Here is a 17023-nt window from a genome sequence, read left to right as displayed (position 1 = left end):
GGCATCGCAATGGCGACCCGCGAGGCGACGGTCCCGGTGGCCGAGGAGCGTGTGGTCGAGACCTTTCTCACCCTCGCCCGGCTCGACGGCCCGAGCGGGGCCGAGCGCGACGTCGCGACCTACCTCGAGCACGCGCTCACGGGGCTCGGGTTCACGGTCCGGTACGACGGCGCCGGCGCCGCGCTGGGCGGGAACTGCGGGAACATGGTCGCCTGGTGGGAGGGGACGCGTCCGGCCGCGACGCCGCTCTTCTTCTCCGCCCACATGGACACCGTCCTGCCCACCGCCGGCCTCCGGCCGGTGATCCGGGACGGGACGATCTACTCCGACGGCACGACGATCCTGGGCGCCGACGACCGGGCGGCCATCGCCGCCTACCTGGAGGGAGTCCGGGCCATCCAGACGAGCCGGCGGCCCTGCGGCCCGATCGAGCTGATTTTCACCGTCAACGAGCAGCCGGGACTCCTCGGGTCCCGCCACCTCGACTTCTCGCTCGTGCGCTCCCGGGCCGGCTTCGTCTTCGACAGCAGCGGCGACGTCGGGCAGATCATCACCCGGGGCCCCTACTCCACCCGCCTCCGGTGGCGGATCGCGGGCAAGCCGGCCCACCTCGGCCTCGCGCCGGAAGACGGCGTGAGCGCCATCCTGATCGCCGGCGAGGCGGTGACCGCGATGCGCCTCGGTCGGGTCGACGACCAGACGGTCGCCAACGTCGGGACGATCCGGGGCGGCCGGCTCGCCTCCATCATCCCCGACGAGGTCGACATGGTCGGCGAGGTGCGGAGCTTCTCGGCCGAGGGACTCCGGGTCCAGCTCGACGCGATGGCGGCCGCCGTCGATACGGCCGCCCGGCGCCGGGGCGGGACGGCGGAGGTCACGCTGGAGAAGAAGTACCTGGGCTGGGACCTGCCCCACGACTCGCCCCACGTCGAGGTCGCGGTCCGGGCGGCCCGGCGCGCCGGCCTCACGCCGTATTTCGCCGAGACCCTCGGCGGCGCCGACACCAACATCTTCATCGAGCACGGCCTGACCTGTCTGACCCTCGGCAACGGCTTCCGGAAGATCCACTCCTTCGAGGAGCACGTCAGCGCGGCGAACCTGGTGGCCGCCGCCCGCTACGTGATCGGCCTCGTCCAGGAGTTCGGCGCGGACGATGACCGAGCCTAGGCGGCCCGTCCGTGCCCAGCGCGGTCCGGAGCTCCGCTGCCGGGGCTGGCGGCAGGAGGCCCTCCTCCGCATGCTCGAGAACACGGTCGAGACCGGCGAGCGTCCGGAAGACCTCGTGGTCTACGGAGCCCTGGCCAAGGCCGCCCGCGACTGGCCGAGCTACGACCGGATCGCCGCCGCCCTCCGGGGGCTCGAGGTCGGGGAGACGATGGTCGTCCAGTCCGGCAAGCCGATCGGCGTGTTCCGCACCGGGCCGGACGCCCCCCTGGTGGTGATGGCCACCAGCAACCTGGTCGGCCGCTGGGCGACCGCCGAGCACTTCTACGCGCTGGAGCGGCGCGGCCTCATGATCTGGGGCGGCTACACCGCCGCCGACTGGCAGTACATCGGCTCGCAGGGGATCGTGCAGGGCACGTACCAGACGTTCGCCACGGTGGGCCAGACGCACTTCGGCGGCACGCTCCGGGGCCGGCTGATCGTGACCGCGGGCCTCGGCGGGATGGGCGGGGCGCAGCCGCTGGCCATCGCCATGGCCGGCGGCGCCGCGCTGTGCGTGGAGGTCGACCCGACCCGGATCCGCCGCCGGCGGGAGACCGGGTACCTCGAGCGGGACACGGCCTCGCTCGACGAGGCGCTCGCCTGGGTGCGGGCGGCCGTCTCGCTCGGGGAGCCCGTCTCGGTCGGCGTCCTGGGCAACGCGGCCGAGGTGCTCCCCGAGCTGGCGCGTCGGGGCGTGGTGCCCGACGTCGTCACCGACCAGACCTCCGCCCACGACCTCCTGGTGGGGTATGTCCCCGCCGGGCTGACCCTGGACGCCGCCGCCGAGCTGCGCGAGCGCGATCCCGAGCGGCTCATGGCCGAGGCGCGGGCGTCGATCGCCGGGCACGTGCGCACGATCCTCGACTGGCAGGCTCAGGGCGCGATCGCCTTCGAGTACGGCAACAACCTCCGGGCCCAGGCGGCCGCGGCCGGCGTCGCCGACGCGTTCAAGATCCCGGTCTTCACCGAGCGCTACATCCGCCCCCTCTTCTGCCGCGGCATCGGTCCCTTCCGCTGGGTCGCCGTGTCGGGAGCGCCCGAGGACATCGCGTACGTGGACGAGGCCGTCCTGCGCGAGTTCGGCGGCGACCCGGTGGTCGCCGACTGGATCCGGCTGGCGCGACGGCACGTCCGCTTCCAGGGGCTGCCGGCGCGGATCGCCTGGCTCGGCCACGGCGCGCGCACGCGGCTCGGGCTCCTCGTCAACGACGCCGTCGCGGCGGGCGCCGTCCGCGGCCCGATCGCGTTCACCCGCGACCACCTCGACGCCGGCGGCGTCGCGCAGCCGTTCCGGGAGACCGAGGGGCTCCCCGACGGCTCCGATGCGGTCGCCGACTGGCCGCTACTGAACGCCCTCCTCAACTGCGCCGGGGGCGCCGACCTGGTGGCGATCCACGGCGGCGGGGGCGGTTACGCGGGCTACTACCAGAGCGCTGGCGTGACGGTCGTCGCCGACGGCACGCCCGCCGCGCGCCGGCGGCTCGAGGCGGTCTTGACGGCCGACACCGGCCTCGGGGTCCTGCGCTACGCCGATGCCGGCTACGACGACGCCGTCGCGACGGCCCGCGCCGCCGGGCTCCGGAGCCTGCAGCCGAACGTCACCGACAGCGCCCCGTGATCGACCTCCTCGTCAGCGGCGCCCACGAGGTCGTGACGAGCCGGACCGGCCCCGGCGGCGCGGTGGGCGCGGCGCTCGAGCGCCTGGAGGTGATCCCCCGCGGGGCGGTGGCGGTCGACCGTGGCCGGATCGTCGCCGTCGGGCCGACCCCCGCCCTGGCCCGGAGATACCGGGCGCGACGGACCCTCGACGCGCGCGGCCGGCTGGTGTCCCCGGCGTTCGTGGACCCGCACTCCCACCTGGTCTACGCCGGCTCCCGGCACGTGGAGTACGAAGCGCTCGTCACCGGCGTGGCGGCGCCGGAGAAGCGGCTCCGGGGCGGGATCCGGTACACGGTCAGCCGCACGCGCCGGGCCTCGGCGGCGGCGCTCCGGCGGCAGGCGCTGGCCGACCTCGACCTCATGCTCGTCCACGGCACGACCACGGTCGAGGCCAAGAGCGGCTACGGGCTCGACCGCGCCACCGAGCTTCGCCTCCTCCGGGTGATCCACGCGCTCCGCCATCCCGTCGACGTGGTCGCGACCTTCATGGGGGCCCACGTCCTGCCGGAGGAGTACCGGGGCCGGCGCCAGGCGTACGTCGAGCTGGTCATCGCGGTGGCCCGGGCCGGGCGCCGCTACGCCGAGTACTGCGACGTGTGCTGCGACCCGGTGGCCTTCACCGTGGCCGAGTGCGAGCGCATCGCCCAGGCGGCGCGCGGAATGGGCTATCGGCTGAAGGTCCACGCGGACCAGATGGGGCCGATCGGAGGCGCCGAGCTGGCGGCGCGGCTCGGGGCGGCCTCCGCCGATCACCTCGACTACGTCTCGCCGGCGGGCATCCGCGCGCTGGCCCGGAGCGGGACGGTCGGGGTCCTCCTCCCCGGCGTCACTCACCACATGCTGGAGATGACGCCGAAGCTGGTCGGCCGGCGCCTCGTCCCGGCCGTCAAGGCCTTCTGGCCGCGGCTGGCCCGGCGGCTCATCGACGGCGGGGTGCGACTCGCCCTCTCTGCCGACTACAACCCCGGGACCTCGCCCACGCCCTCGATGCAGGCGGTCATGCAGCTCGCCGCTCGTCTGTACCGGCTGAGCTATGCCGCGATCTGGCACATGGCGACGATCAACGCCGCCCACGCGCTCGACCGAGGCGACGATCGCGGCAGCCTCGAGCCCGGCAAGCGGGCCGACCTCGTGATCTGGCGGGTCGCCGAGCACGGGATGGTCGTGAACCGGTTCGGCGTGAACCTCGTCGACACCGTGGTCAAGGACGGCCGGGTGCTGGTGCGGGACGGCGTCCGCGTCTCAGGCTGAGGGAGCCGGCTCACCCCCGAGATACGCGCGCCGCACGGCGTCGCTCCGGCTGAGCTCGCCGGCGGTGCCCGCCAACACGATCCGCCCGGTCTCCAGGACGTAGCCGCGCCCGGCCACTCCGAGGGCCAGGGCGGCGTTCTGCTCGACGAGCAGGACGGCGAGCCCCCGGCGCCCGATCTCGCGGATCCGCCCGAACAGCCCCTGGACCACCAGCGGCGCCAGCCCGAGCGACGGCTCGTCGATCAGCAGCAGCCGCGGCCGGGCCATCAGCGCGCGCCCGATCGCCAGCATCTGCTGCTCCCCCCCGGACAGCGACCCCGCCGGCTGGCGGCGCCGCTCTCGCAGCACCGGAAACCAGGCGTAGGTCTCCTCGAGGAGCGCGGCGGCCGTCCGGTCCCAGCCCCGGACGTAGGCGCCGAGGCGCAGGTTCTCGAGCACGGTCAGCTCCCGGAAGAGCTGCCGGCCCTCGGGAATCTGAACCAGCCCGCGGCCGACCAGCTCGTGCGGCGACACGCGCGCGTCGACGGCCCGGCCGTCGAACTCGATCCGGCCGGCGGTCGGCCGGACGAGCGCGCTCACGGCGTTGAGCAGCGACGACTTGCCGGCCCCGTTGGCGCCCAAGAGACACACGGTCTCCCCGGCCGCCACCTCGAGCGACACCCCGCGAAGGGCGGCGACCGGCCCGTAGCGCACCTCGAGGCCGTCGACGCGGAGCATGGCTAGCCGGCGAGGCCACCCGGGTCGCCGGCGTGACCCAGGTAGGCCTCGACGACGCGGGGATCGCGCTGGACGGCGGCCGGCGGGCCCTCGGCGATCTTGACGCCGTGGTCGAGGACCACGACCCGCTGGGCGAGCCGCATCAGGACAGGCATGTTGTGCTCGATGACGAGGACGGTGGCGCCCAGGCCGTGGATGCGGCGGATGACGGCCACCACTCCGGCGACGTCGGCGGCGTCGAGGCCCGCGGCCGGCTCGTCGAGGAGCAGCACTCGCGGACGAGCCGCCAGGGCCCGGGCGATCTCCAGCCGGCGAAGGTCGGGCAGCGCGAGGTCGCCGGCGGCGCGGTCGGCCTTCCCGGCGAGCCCCGCGAAGTCGAGGAGCTCGTGGATCCGCGCCTCGGCGGCCCGGCGCTCGCGTCGGGCCCGGGGCGTGCCCACCAGGGCGTCGAGGACGCCCGCCCGGGTCTGGGTGTGGAGCCCGGCGGCCACGTTACGCGCGACGGTCAGCTCCCGGAACACGCGGGCGGTCTGGAAGGTGCGGGCGATCCCCCGGCGGACCACGGCCGACGGCCGCAGGCCGCCGAGGGTCCCGCCCGCCAGGAGGACGCGGCCGGCGGTCAAGCGGACGACCCCGGTGACCGCGTTGAAGAGCGTCGTCTTCCCGGCGCCGTTGGGGCCGATGATCCCGACCAGCTCGCCCGCCGTCACGTCCACCGTGACGCCGGCCAGCGCGGTCAGGCCGCCGAACCGGACGACGACGTCGTCGAGCTCCAGCAGGGGCGCCATCAGCCGCCCGTCCGGATGGCCGACCGGCCGAGCAGGCCGCGGGGCAGACAACGCATCATGACCACCAGCATGAGGCCGTAGAGCACCATGCGGTACTCGGCGGTGAACCGCATCAGCTCGGGGACCAGCGTCAGCAGCACGGCGCCGACGAGCGGCCCGAGCCGCGTGCCCAGGCCGCCGACCACGGCCATGGCCAGCATCGAGATCGAGGCGGCCAGGTCGAAGGAGTCGCTGCTCACGAAGGTCGCGTAGTGGGCGTAGAGCGCGCCGGCCGCGCCCGCGAAGGTGCCGCCCAGGGCGAAGGCCAGCACCTTGTAGCGGGCCGTCTCGATCCCGGTCACCTCGGCGGCCAGCGCGTCCTCGCGGATCGCCAGCAGGGCCGTCCCCACCCGCGAGCCCTGGATCCGGTGTACGAGGAAGAGCGTGAGGCCGGCCAGGCCGACGGCCAGCGCCGCGTGCCCCCAGGGTCCGAGCGTCCGGCCGAGCACCGCGATGCGGCGGACATTCGAGATGCCGTAGGGCCCGCCGGTGACCTCGAGGTTCAGCGCCAGGCCCTGGACCACCAGCCCCAGGCCCAGCGTCACGATGGCCAGGAAGTCGTGCTCCACGCGGAGGCTCGGCGCGCCGATGAGGACGCCGGCGGCGAACGACACCACCACCGCCGCCGGCAGGGTGAGCCAGAAGCTCCAGCCCCAGGCGGTACTGAGGATGGCCGCCGTGTACGCGCCGACGGCGTAGAACGCGACGTGCCCGATGGAGACCTGGCCGCCATACCCGGTGATGAGATTGAGGCTGCCGGCCAGCGTCACGTTGATCGCCACCAGGAAGAGGAGCGTCAGCGCATAGGGTCCGAAGAAGAGGTCCAGCACCGCCGCGCTCAGGCGCGATCCACGCGCCGGCCCAGCAGACCGGACGGACGGACCATGAGGACCAGGACCAGGAGCGCGAAGGTGATCACGTCCCGGAGCCCGGCCGACACGTAGGCGGCGGTCAGGGCTTCCAGCAGGCCGATGAGATACGCGGCCAGCATCGTGCCCGCGATGCTGCCGAGTCCTCCGACGACGACGGCCACGAAGGCCTTGAGCCCGAAGATCTGACCCATCGAGGGGTCGACGCTGGTGAGGTAGAGGCCCTCGAGAATCCCGGCCAGGCCGGCCAGCCCGGAGCCGACCGCGAAGATCACGAGGGCGATGGCGTCGATGTCGATGCCGCAGAGGCGCGCGCCGCGCGGGTTCTGCACCGCGGCCAGGGTCGCCAGGCCCACCTGGGTGTGGCGGAGGCACCACTGGAGCGCCACCATCAAGGCGAGCCCGAGGGCGAGGACGAGGAGCTGGAGGTTGGTGACGATGACGGAGCCCAACGCGTAGACGCGCAGGGAGACGAACTGGGGATAGGGCTGGGTGAGCGGTCCCCACGCGATCCGGGCCAGGTTCTCCACCATGAGAAGGAGGCCGAGAGAGCTGATCAGCGTCACGATGATCGGCGCCGTCCGCAGCGGTCGATAGGCCCAGCGCTCGAAGACGACGCCGACGCCGGCGCAGGCCGCCAGGGTCAGCGCGATGGCCGGGAGCGGCGGAAGCCGGAATCGGACCATGAGCGTGTAGGAGATCATGCCGCCGAGCATGTACACCGCGCCGTGGGCGATGTGAATGATACGCAGCACCCCGTAGGTGAGCGAGAGCCCGATCGCCAGCAGCGCGTAGAGGCTGCCGACGGTCAGGCCGTTGACGAGGTGCTGGGGCAGAGCGCCCATGGGCGGCGGCGCGGGGGCGACACCGGCCCACCCCGCCGCCGCGGGGCCCCGCGCCTCAGTTCACCTTGGGGCGGGAGCGCCGGCGGCCGCTCCCCCCCAACCCCCCCACTCACTTCACCCGGTCGTAGGGGACGAGCTTGTACTGCGTGAATCTCCCGCCCTGGATCTTCCAGAACGACTGGTCGGTGCGGATCTCCCGCTCGGGGGTGAACACGATGGTGCCGTTCACCCCGGTGAACTCCTTCATCTCCCCGAGCCCCTTGAGGACGCCGTCGGCGCTCGCCCCCCCACGGCGGAGCGCCTCCAGCACGACGAGCATGGCGTCGTAGCCGTGGCTCGGCACGCTGTCGGGCACGTACTTGTGGCGCGCCTCGAACTCCTGGGCGAACGCCTTGAACAGGCTCGAGGTGAGGTCGGTGGCGGCCGAGACGACGACGCCCTCGGCCGCGGTGCCGGCCAGCTCGACGAACTTCGGGGCGCTCAGCCCATCGGACGCGTAGACGGGCATGGTGAGGCCCAGCCGGCGAGCCTGCTGGACCAGGAGCGCGCCCTCGTTGTAGTAGCCGACGACGAGCAGGACGTCCGGGGTGGCCGCCCGGACCTTGGTCAGGAGGGTCGTGAAGTCCTTGTCGCCGAGCGCGAACGGCTCGCTCAGCACCACCTGGCCGCCGAGGGCGGTGAACCGCTGGGTGGCCGCCGTCGAGATCGACTCTCCGTAATCGTTCTTGGCCCAGAGCACCGCGGCCCGCCCCGCCTTCCCATCCTCCCGCGCCATCACGGCGATCGCGTGACCCTGGACCGGACCGAGACTGAAGATGCGCCACGCGTACTCACCGGCCCTGGTGATGTCGGGGTGGACGGCATAGGCCACGACCATCGGCACCTTGGCTTGCTGAGCCACGGGCGCCGCCGAGCGGGTCGCGCCGCTGTACGAGCAGCTCACCACCGCGATGGCGCCGTCGCGGCTCACGAGCTTCTGGACCGCCGCGATGCCCTCCGACGGCTTGGCCTGGTCGTCGGCGGACACGATCGTGACCTTCCGGCCGTTGATCCCACCCTTGGCGTTGGCCTGGTCTCCGGCGAGCTGGGTGGCATAGAGACACCCGTTGCCGTCGGCGGCGGCTGGACCGGTGAGAGGGCCGAAGACGCCAACCTTGATGTCGGGGGCCTGGGCGGCGGCGATCCCGCCGGCGGCGACGGCGAGCGCCAGGCCGATGACAGTCGATCGGAGCCGAAACGCGCGGGACTCATTGCGGGTCACGGGGCACCTCCGTTCTGGCAGCTTGCGCTCCTGGCGAGGACGCATCGCCTTCATCCGGTCAGGATGGCGGGAGCCTACGAGTCTGGCGGGACAGTGGCCACTGAGAACGCCCCCGCGGAAGCTGGTTCGCGTAGACCCGAAAGGGCGGGCGGAGGCCGGACGATATGCGCCGTGACGCCGTCATGCTTCCACCCGTCTGCTCCTATTCCCCTCTCCCCCACCGGGAGGAGAGGGAGCGGGGGGTAGCATAGCTCGGGTCCCGAGCGCCGGCCAGGGGCGATTTTGCTGGACCCGGTCGCCGGGGATTTGATCCAGAGCTCCGTGGCGGTGGCCGGCCCCGACGAACGCCCTCACTCGGCGAGGCGGGGGTCGAGGGCATCCCGCAGTCCGTCCCCGAGGAGGTTCAGGCCGAGGACCGCCAGCGAGATGGCGGCGCCGGGAACGACCGCCACGTGGGGCGCGCTGGTCATGAAGGCGCGCGCCTCGTTGAGCATGAGGCCCCAGCTCGGCGCCGGCGGTGGCGTGCCGACGCCGAGGAAGGAGAGCCCCGCCTCGATCACGATGGCGTTCGCGAAGTTCACCGTCGCCTGGACGAGGAGCGCCGAGGTGCAATTCGGCAGGATGTGACGCGCCAGGATCCGCCGATCCGCCTGCCCCAGGGCCCGCGCGGCCTCCACGTACTCCTGGGCGCGCTCGGCCAGCACGACCCCCCGCGTGAGCCGGGCGACCCCGGGGATGTACACGACGCCGATGGCCACGATGGCGCTGGTCGTGCCGGGCCCCATGGCCGCCACCAGGCCGAGCGCCAGCAGGAGCGCGGGGAAGGCCATCAGGGCGTCCATCACCCGCATCAGCAGGTTGTCGAGCTTGCCGCCGACGTAGCCAGCCAGCGCCCCGATGGGAAGGCCGACCAGGAGCGCGAGGCCGACCGACAGGAGGCCGATCCGGACCGACAGGCGGGCCCCGTAGACCACCCGGGAGAGCATGTCCCGGCCGAACTGGTCGGCGCCCAGGAGGTGGCCCGAGCCGGGCCGGGCCAGGAGCGCCCCGAAGTTCATGGCGACCGGATCGTGCGTCGCGAGCACCGGGGCGATCGCCGCGACGACGACCGTCGCGGCGACGAGGACACCGCCGACGAAGGCGAGGTGACTCCGGCCGAGCCGCGAGAGCGCCCGGCCCCACCCCCGCCCGCCCGGCGGCGACCCGCCGGAGCCCGCGTCAGGTGAGGCGAATCCGCGGGTCGAGGAGGGCATACACGCCATCCACCAGGAGGTTCACGCCGGTGACCAGCAGCGCGACGGTCAGGATCACACCCTGAAGCACCGGGTAGTCGCGGTTGAGGATCGCGTGGACAGCGAGCTGGCCGACGCCGGGCCACGCGAAGATCTGCTCGGTGATCACCGCCCCGCCCAGGAGGATGCTGAACTGGACGCCCATGACCGTCACCGCCGGGATCAGCGAATTCCGGAGCGCGTGTCGGACCACCGTGCGGGTCTCGCGCAAGCCCTTGGCGCGGGCGGTCCGGACGTAATCGCGGCCGAGCTCCTGCAGGAGCTGCGCCCGGATCTGTCGAGTGACCGCGCCGGCCATCACCGAGCCCAGCGTCAGCGCCGGGAGGACCAGGTGCCGGAGGGCCTGGACCGGGTCGGCCAGCGGACTCGCGTAGCCCATCGCGGGGAACCACCCGAGCAGGAGGGCGAAGACGAGAATCAGCATGATGCCGGACCAGAAGCTCGGGATGGAGACCCCGAGGAGCGCGCCGAGCATGGCGAGGAAATCGGCCGGCGTGTTCCGGCGCACGGCGGCCACGGTGCCGGCCGGGACCGCGATCAGGATGGCGATGGCGGCGGCGGCGGTGGTGAGCAGGAGCGTGGCGGGGAGCTTCTCCCGGATCAGCGCCGCCACCGGCTGCTGGGCTCGGAGCGACCGGCCCAGGTCCCCGTGAAGCGCGCGGCCGACCCAGCTCGTGTACTGGCGCCAGAGGGGCTGGTCGAGCCCGAGCTCGCGCCGGAGCGCCTGGCGGGCCACGGGGTCGGCCTCCTGGCCCAGCATGGCGTCGACGGGATCGCCGGGGATCAGGTAGACGATGGCGAAGACGACGAGCGACATCAGGAAGAGCATGGGCAGGGCGCCGAGGAGCCGCGCCCCCAGGTAGGTCGCCATCCCGAGTCAGGGAGGCGAGAGGGCCCGAAGCCCTAGGGGAGCACGTCCGCGAGGGGGACCGTCAACCCCGGTAGGACATCCTCTCCGTCCATGTGCTCGGCCTCGCGCACGAGACGAGCCGATCCATCGCGGCGATACACGGTGACCGTCTTCGCCTGGGGAGCGACGATCCAGACCAGGCGGGCGCCCGCTTCCAGGTAGTCGCGCACCTTCTGCTGAACGTCCACCGGATTGTCGGAAGGAGACAGCACTTCCACCGCCAGGTCCGGCGCCCCCGAGAGGAAGCCTTGCGGGAGCCGGCCTTCCGGCAGCCGCGCGCTTCCCACGAAGGCGACATCGGGCGCGCGCACCCGCTCGGGATCGGCCGGAAGGCTCAGCACGAAGCCGACATCCCCCACGAGCACCTTGCCACCCCCGTGACGCTCCACGTGCTCGGCGAGCCTTCTGGCGATCTTCAGTGTGACGTCACCATGCACGCCACCGACCGGCGCCATCTCGATGACCTCGCCGTTGACCAGCTCCCGCCGGACATCGCCTTCGCCAAGGCGCCACAGGTCTTGGGCCGTCACACGCAGCCTGATGGTCATCAGCGGATCCCCCGAGCCGACATCGGTCCCACGCTCAGCATACCATTCGCACCGCCCTCAGTGGTCGATCCAGGTGTGGCTGAGCCCGCCTCCCGGATAGGCGAAGATCCCGATGATGTGGGGCTCGAACCCCTTGACGGGGGTCCGCCAGCCGATGGCGGCATCGCCGAGCGCCGTGATGATCATCGGCACCTCGTCCTGGATGATCTCCACGGCCCGCGCGTAGACCTCGCCGCGCTTCTTCTCGTCCACCGTCGCCTCGGCCTCCTCGAGCAGACGGTCCACCGTCGGGTTCGCATAACCGCCGGACAGCTCGTTGGCGCCTCCCTTCGAGTGGAAGTAGCGGAAGTAGGCGTCGTCGGGATCGCCCTTCGGGAAGAAGCCCGTGTTGGTGCTCACGAAGTCGATGGCGCGCTGGCGCTTGATGTAGGCGGCCCAGTCCATCACCTCGAGCGACACGTCGACGCCGACCCGGCCGACCTGGGCCTGGAACACCTGGGCGGCCGGGACCAGGTTCGCCACCTGCCCGACCGTGTGCACGACCTTGAAGCCCCGCGGCACCCCGGCCTCGGCGAGGAGCCGCTTCGCCTGCTCGACGTCGGGCCGGCGGTCGGCCACCTTGAAGAACCAGGCGGGGCCGGGAGGCATGAGCTGGTTGATGGGCTGCCCGAATCCCCGCCAGACGCCGAGGACCACCTCCTGCTTGTCGACGGCCAGGGCCGCGGCCCGCCGCACGCGCACGTCGTTGAACGGGGGCTTGCGGCTGTTGAGGATCACGGCGCTGAAGCCGCCCCCACCCTTCACCTGCCGGACCTGGTAGTCCTTCGACGGGCTCTGGGCGAGCTCGGCCAGCCGCTCGAGCGGGATCACCTGGATCAGCCCGGCGTCGCCGGTCTGCAGCGCGGTGAAACGCACCGTCCCGTCGGGGATCGGCTTGAGCGTGAGCTCGTCGAGGTAGGGTAGCCCGGGCTCCCAGTAGTCGGGGAAGCGCCGGAGCTCGATCCGCTCGTTGGTCTTCCACTCGACGAGCTGGTAGGGTCCGGTGCCGATGGCCTTGAACGTGTCGCCAGCGACCGCCTCGGGCGGGATGATGGCCTGGAACGTCTGGGCGATCCGCGAGAGGAAGGCGCCGGACGGCCGCGCCAGATGGAAGCGGACGGTCCGGGCATCGACCGCCTGGACGCGCTCGATGATGGACAGCGCGCCGCGGCCACGGGCGGCGGTCTTCGGATCGAGGATCCGCTCGAAGGTGAACTTCACGTCCTGCGCGGTGAGCTCGCGTCCGTTGTGGAACCTCACGCCCCTGCGCAGCACGAACGTCCACTCGCGGCCGTTCGGCGAGGCGCGCCAGGACTCGGCCAGGACGGGCCGGAGGTTCAGGTCACGGTCGAAGTCGACGAGGCTCTGGAACACGAGGCTCAGCACCTGGTAGGTGATGGTCGAGGTCGAGGGGTGCGGGTCGAGGCCCGGAATGTCCTGGCTCAAGCCCACCACGAGCTTGCCGCCCCGCTTCGGGGCCTGGGCCGGCGCGGGCGTGAGGGCAGCCAGGGTGACGAGCGTGCCGATCGTGGCGGCCAGTACGGCCGGAACCCAGCGCTTGGCCATCGCGTCGCTCCTCCTTGTATGGGAGGGGCCTCGCCGGCCCCTCCCACGCCCACCCCCCGGGAGGGGAACACCAGCCGTTGACGGCCGGGCGAGCCGCGGCGCGGGGCACACACCCGGGGGTTGGGCGGAACACCCGGCATCATAGCAAGAGACTCTGGTAGTTTGAAGGCATGCCCGCGACCGCCCAGCCGGCCGAGCTCGACCGCCTGCTGGCCCTCACCCACGGCGCGGTCGGACTCGCCGCGCGCCACGTCGAGAGCGGCCGCGAGTGGCGGTATCACGACCGGCAGCCCTTCCCCTCCGCCAGCCTCATCAAGCTGCCCGTCCTGGCCGCCTTCTGGGAGGCGGTGGAGCGAGGCGCGATCGACCCGGCCCAGCGGATCCCGGTTCCCGCCGCCGCCCGGGTCGAGGGGACCGGCGTCCTCAAGGCCCTCGCTCCGGGCCTGGCGCCGACCTGGCAGGACCTCGCCACGCTGATGATCACCGTCAGCGACAACGTGGCGACCAACCTGCTCGTCGACCGGCTGGGGATCGGGGCGATTCAGGCGTGGATCGACGCGGCCGGGCTCACCGAGACGCGCCTCCAGCGCCGCATGATGGACCTCGACGCGGCCGCGACCGGGCGCGACAACTGGACGTCGGCGGCCGACACGCTGGAGCTCCTGGCGCGCATCCACGCGGGCCGCTGCGTCTCCCCCGAGGTGTCCGCCCGCATCCTCCGGGTCCTCGAGGCCCAGCAGCTCCAGGAGAAGCTCGGTCGCCGCCTTCCGGCCGAGGCGCGGCTCGCCAACAAGACCGGAAACATCGCGGACGTGAGCCACGACGCCGGGGTGATCACCTGGCCCGGCGGCACCCTGATCGTGGCGATCCTCACGAGGGGCGTCGAGCCGGTCTGGCGGGCCGCCGACCTGATCGCCGAGGCCGCCGTCCTCCTGCTGGCCGAGTGCCAGCGCCGCGACCAGGCGAGCAAGCCTCAGGCGGTTAGGGACGACGCGTCCGACGGGGCCGACGAAGGATAGACCCAGACCGCGCTTCGCGTTACAGACGCACCAGGCGTACACCCGCTCGTGACGCGGCCTGCCCGAGATCTCGATCGAGCGTCGCGAGGTTGAGGCCCCGTCGCTGGGCCAGCTCCATGTACGCAGCGTCGTAGGCCGATAGCCCGTAGTCCCGGGCGAGCACGTGAAGCCGCCAGACCGTTCCCGAGTCGAGCGCCACGTCGGTGCGGAGAGGAAGGGCGCCGAAGAGCTCGATCGCGCGCGCGGTGTCGGCCTGAGAGAGCCGTCTCTGACGCTGCGCCATCGTGAGAGCGTTGGACAGCTCGTACCACCACAGTGCCGGTATCCAGAGACAGGCTTCCCGGAGACACGTGGCCAAGGAGCCGATCCGCGCGGCTCGATCGTTCGTCTGGAAGGACCCAGGTCAGCGCCAGCGAGCAATCCAGAACGCACTCCATCAGTAGCGGCGGCCCTTCGCGACGAGCGCCCGGACCCTCACCTTCCCGCGTACCGTCCGGCGAATCTGACGGAACGCGGCCAACAGCCGACGGGCGTCGACGGCCTCATGGCGTTTCACCAGGGGGACGAGTTGGGCAATCGCTTTCCCCCGCCTCTTGATCACGAATGAGCTCCCGCGCTCGGCCTCCCGCAAGAGCTCCGACAGTCGCGTCTTGGCTTCGAAGGCACCCACCTCGGAGGCTCTGATCTTCATGGCCCCTCCATCTTACCGACTAGTCTTGTCAACTAGTCTAGTAGTATCACCGGCCGGCGGGCGGCGTCCAGACCGGGCAGGGCTTGCCACGTCCGGGGGCGAACGAAATGTCTCAGGCGGATTCCGGGTGGTCGAGGCGGGAGCGACGCACGCGCGCCCGCACGTCGATCACGACGTTCCGCTCGAGCTCGATCTCCACCTCGTGCTGCTCGACGATCCAGACGCCGACCGTCGCCAGCCAGCCGAACGTCCGCCGCCGCTGGGGCACGACCCGGCGGCCCCGGTAGACGAGGCTCCGCCGGTCCGGCGCCGAGAGCTGCTCGAGCTGCTCCACCTCGGGGCCGCAGATGCGCAGCACCTCGTCGTAGGTGGTCGCCCCCGGCACGAGGCGCGCCAGCGTCTCGCGGGAGAGGATCACGCCGGTCTGGCGAGAGCCGCCCTGGGGTCCCGGGCGTCCGAACCGGACCCGCCGCGCGAGCCGCTTCCCCACGCGGGCGCCCACGGTCCGGACCAGGACGGCGGCCAGGTTGCCGAGCAGAAAGAAGACCGTGGGAATGAGGACCGGGGCCCACGCCTGTACCCCCGAGAAGTAGCCGAACTGGACGGTCAGCACCTGCGGGGCCAGCCCCTCCGAGGGGTCGATGAAGCTCGACACCACCTCGGTGTTCTCGAGGGTCTCGCTCACGCGCCGGTGACTCGACGGTGGCGAGACCTCGTCGATCTTGAGGCGGTTGGCCTCGGCGAAGTTGATCAGGATCTGCGACGGCTCCTCGGCCAGCCGGATCACGCGGTCGCGGTGCTCGAAGTACATCGGAAAGAGGGCGCGGCTCCGCACGTCGTTGAAGCTCAGCGCGATCTCGTAGCGCGGGCCCGAAAAGGCGCGCTCGAACCAGGTCGCCTTGCGGGGCCGGATCAGGTCCGGAATCGTCAGGCGCAGGTCGAGCATCCAGCGCCGGTCGGCAAGCTTCGGGCTCCACGGGATGCGGATGTAGGTGGCGGGCGCGGTGAGCCCGAGCGGCCCGCCCTGGCCGACGAAGGTCGCGAAGGGGGCGCCGCCGGGGACCGGCTCCAGCGGAAGATCGCCGCCCATCTGCTGGAGGCTCTGGGCGAAGAGGGGGACCCGCCCTTCCTCGGTCACGGCGAAGCCCCGTGCTTCCACGTACCGGGCCAGCTCGGGGTCGGGGCGCCCGACGGTCGCATCGACGCTGACGGCCGTGGGCCAGAGGAGATAGAGGTCCTGGGGGACGACGGCGGTGCCGCGCGCGGGTGGGAGCACCAGGCTCCAGAGGATCTCCACCGTCACCGGCCCGAGCTTGGATCCCAGGCCGGCCCGAAGGACGAGCGGGCCGATCGTGAAGGCGGGGTCGGGGCGCGAGGCGAGGAACACCTGAGCATCGGCCGCGCTCGGCGCGCCGCAGAGGAGGCATGCCAGGAGGATCCAGCGACGCGGTCGGCCGATTCCGCGGCGGCTCACAGGCCTCGTTTCAATCGGAGGGAGCCTCACCGATCCCGGGCGCGCGGTTCCGGCGACAGCCTCCTAGTTTTTCTTCAGCTCGATGCCGAGGACCTTTGCCGCCTCGTCGGCGGCCGCGATGGACTTGGCGTGGCTTCCCTCGGCGTGCCGCTGCCGGGCCTCCTCGATCAGCGACTTCGCCCGCTTGACCTTCGGATCGTCCGGGGAGAGCCTGGCTACCTCGTCGTTCAGCTGCTTGATGAGCAGCGGGCACTGAAAGCCGAGGGCCGGACCGGCCAGAACGAGCGGCAACAGGATCGCAATCACCAGGGCTCTCATCTCTACTCCGCACCTCCTTCCGCCGAGACATCTCGGGCCGCCGCGACGGGTCGGTCCCGCGCGCCGCCTCATCCATAGAGACGCGAGGCCGGCCCGCCCTATTCCGCGACCTGTCACGCTGCCGCCCCTGAAGGCACAGAATCGCCGTCCCCTCTGGGGACGCTCGACGAGATCGGGGGAGGACATCCGGCACTACGTCTTGGACGTGGGGGAAACCCTGGCCGGCTGGCCGGCGCACTGACGCACCGGCGTTGGGGGACGGGCGGCGACGGGCCGTCGCTGCCGGTTGGCGGGTGGCGAGTCCGACGGCCGCCTAGGGTCGAATCGACGTCGCGAAGACGCCCGAGAAGTAGACGCCGGCCAGCGCGGCCACCACGAAGAACGGGATCGCGACGTACGCGACATCCGAGCCCCAGCCCGCCCCCACGGCCTCCGACTCGAAGGCGAGCTCGCTCGTGAGCGCGACCTTGTCCACGAACGGAATCGGCGCGCACGGCGACGGACCCTTGCCCGGCACCACCTCGGTGTACT

Annotated in this window: 18 protein-coding genes; 4 read left to right on the top strand and 14 right to left on the bottom strand. The window is 72.3% G+C overall.

The genetic code is table 11. The features are described 5' to 3' along the window. The first annotated feature begins 9 nt into the window (after positions 1-9). The 3 genes from VGW35_06770 to hutI are packed head-to-tail and all read left to right on the top strand — an operon-like array spanning position 10 to position 4116. On the top strand, positions 10-1167 hold the full coding sequence (locus tag VGW35_06770; GenBank protein HEV8307356.1) for a M20/M25/M40 family metallo-hydrolase: 1158 nt from the start codon (positions 10-12) through the stop codon (positions 1165-1167). After that, complete coding sequence (locus tag VGW35_06765; protein HEV8307355.1) at positions 1154-2824, top strand: urocanate hydratase; 1671 nt, start codon at positions 1154-1156, stop codon at positions 2822-2824. Before VGW35_06770 ends, VGW35_06765 begins: the two co-directional genes overlap by 14 nt. Continuing rightward, on the top strand, positions 2821-4116 hold the full coding sequence (gene hutI, locus VGW35_06760; GenBank protein HEV8307354.1) for an imidazolonepropionase: 1296 nt from the start codon (positions 2821-2823) through the stop codon (positions 4114-4116). Before VGW35_06765 ends, hutI begins: the two co-directional genes overlap by 4 nt. Here the strand turns inward: hutI and VGW35_06755 are convergent. The 9 genes from VGW35_06755 to VGW35_06715 form a co-directional block, all read right to left on the bottom strand. Beyond that, positions 4108-4833, bottom strand: coding sequence for an ABC transporter ATP-binding protein (locus VGW35_06755; protein ID HEV8307353.1), 726 nt, complete (start codon positions 4831-4833; stop codon positions 4108-4110). The two genes, hutI and VGW35_06755, sit on opposite strands and share 9 nt — an antisense overlap. 2 nt (positions 4834-4835) lie before the next feature. Further along, positions 4836-5621 (bottom strand): ABC transporter ATP-binding protein, encoded by a 786-nt coding sequence (locus VGW35_06750; protein HEV8307352.1) that lies wholly within the window; start codon positions 5619-5621, stop codon positions 4836-4838. Next, positions 5621-6490: a branched-chain amino acid ABC transporter permease gene (locus VGW35_06745; protein ID HEV8307351.1), complete on the bottom strand. Its 870-nt coding sequence runs from the start codon at positions 6488-6490 to the stop codon at positions 5621-5623. The genes VGW35_06750 and VGW35_06745 overlap by 1 nt, the downstream gene beginning before the upstream one ends. An 8-nt stretch (positions 6491-6498) precedes the next feature. Next, on the bottom strand, positions 6499-7374 hold the full coding sequence (locus VGW35_06740; GenBank protein ID HEV8307350.1) for a branched-chain amino acid ABC transporter permease: 876 nt from the start codon (positions 7372-7374) through the stop codon (positions 6499-6501). Positions 7375-7483: 109 nt separating this feature from the next. Beyond that, entirely contained in the window at positions 7484-8635 is a 1152-nt protein-coding gene (locus VGW35_06735) for an ABC transporter substrate-binding protein (protein HEV8307349.1), read from the bottom strand. Positions 8636-8985: 350 nt separating this feature from the next. Next, on the bottom strand, positions 8986-9888 hold the full coding sequence (locus VGW35_06730) for an ABC transporter permease (GenBank protein ID HEV8307348.1): 903 nt from the start codon (positions 9886-9888) through the stop codon (positions 8986-8988). After that, positions 9854-10798: an ABC transporter permease gene (locus tag VGW35_06725; protein HEV8307347.1), complete on the bottom strand. Its 945-nt coding sequence runs from the start codon at positions 10796-10798 to the stop codon at positions 9854-9856. Before VGW35_06725 ends, VGW35_06730 begins: the two co-directional genes overlap by 35 nt. A 32-nt stretch (positions 10799-10830) precedes the next feature. Next, positions 10831-11385 (bottom strand): Uma2 family endonuclease, encoded by a 555-nt coding sequence (locus VGW35_06720; GenBank protein ID HEV8307346.1) that lies wholly within the window; start codon positions 11383-11385, stop codon positions 10831-10833. A 57-nt stretch (positions 11386-11442) separates the two neighbouring features. After that, positions 11443-12990 carry an ABC transporter substrate-binding protein gene (locus VGW35_06715; GenBank protein HEV8307345.1) on the bottom strand — a complete coding sequence of 516 codons (1548 nt, stop codon included), beginning with the start codon at positions 12988-12990 and terminating at the stop codon, positions 11443-11445. Between the two features lie 170 nt (positions 12991-13160). On the opposite strand from VGW35_06715, the gene VGW35_06710 reads away from it, so the two are divergent. Next, positions 13161-14009 carry a serine hydrolase gene (locus VGW35_06710; GenBank protein HEV8307344.1) on the top strand — a complete coding sequence of 283 codons (849 nt, stop codon included), beginning with the start codon at positions 13161-13163 and terminating at the stop codon, positions 14007-14009. A gap of 19 nt (positions 14010-14028) precedes the next feature. On the opposite strand, the gene VGW35_06705 is transcribed toward VGW35_06710, so the two are convergent. From VGW35_06705 to VGW35_06685, 5 genes are all read right to left on the bottom strand, one after another. After that, positions 14029-14367, bottom strand: a complete 339-nt coding sequence (locus VGW35_06705) for a type II toxin-antitoxin system VapC family toxin (GenBank protein ID HEV8307343.1) — start codon at positions 14365-14367, stop codon at positions 14029-14031. 78 nt (positions 14368-14445) lie between these two features. Next, positions 14446-14700: a type II toxin-antitoxin system Phd/YefM family antitoxin gene (locus VGW35_06700; protein ID HEV8307342.1), complete on the bottom strand. Its 255-nt coding sequence runs from the start codon at positions 14698-14700 to the stop codon at positions 14446-14448. Positions 14701-14812: 112 nt separating this feature from the next. Then, a complete protein-coding gene (locus tag VGW35_06695) occupies positions 14813-16174 on the bottom strand; it encodes a hypothetical protein (GenBank protein ID HEV8307341.1) in 1362 nt (453 codons plus the stop codon). A gap of 63 nt (positions 16175-16237) precedes the next feature. Then, positions 16238-16492 carry a hypothetical protein gene (locus VGW35_06690; protein ID HEV8307340.1) on the bottom strand — a complete coding sequence of 85 codons (255 nt, stop codon included), beginning with the start codon at positions 16490-16492 and terminating at the stop codon, positions 16238-16240. Positions 16493-16805: 313 nt separating this feature from the next. After that, on the bottom strand, positions 16806-17023 hold a 218-nt coding region (locus VGW35_06685), incomplete at its 5' end, for a hypothetical protein (protein HEV8307339.1).

The organism is Candidatus Methylomirabilota bacterium, from assembly GCA_036005065.1.
Classification (GTDB): Bacteria; Methylomirabilota; Methylomirabilia; order Rokubacteriales; family DASRDR01; genus DASYQW01.
The sequence above is the reverse complement of the archived record's forward strand: the minus strand, read 5'-3'. Positions and strand labels throughout refer to the sequence as shown.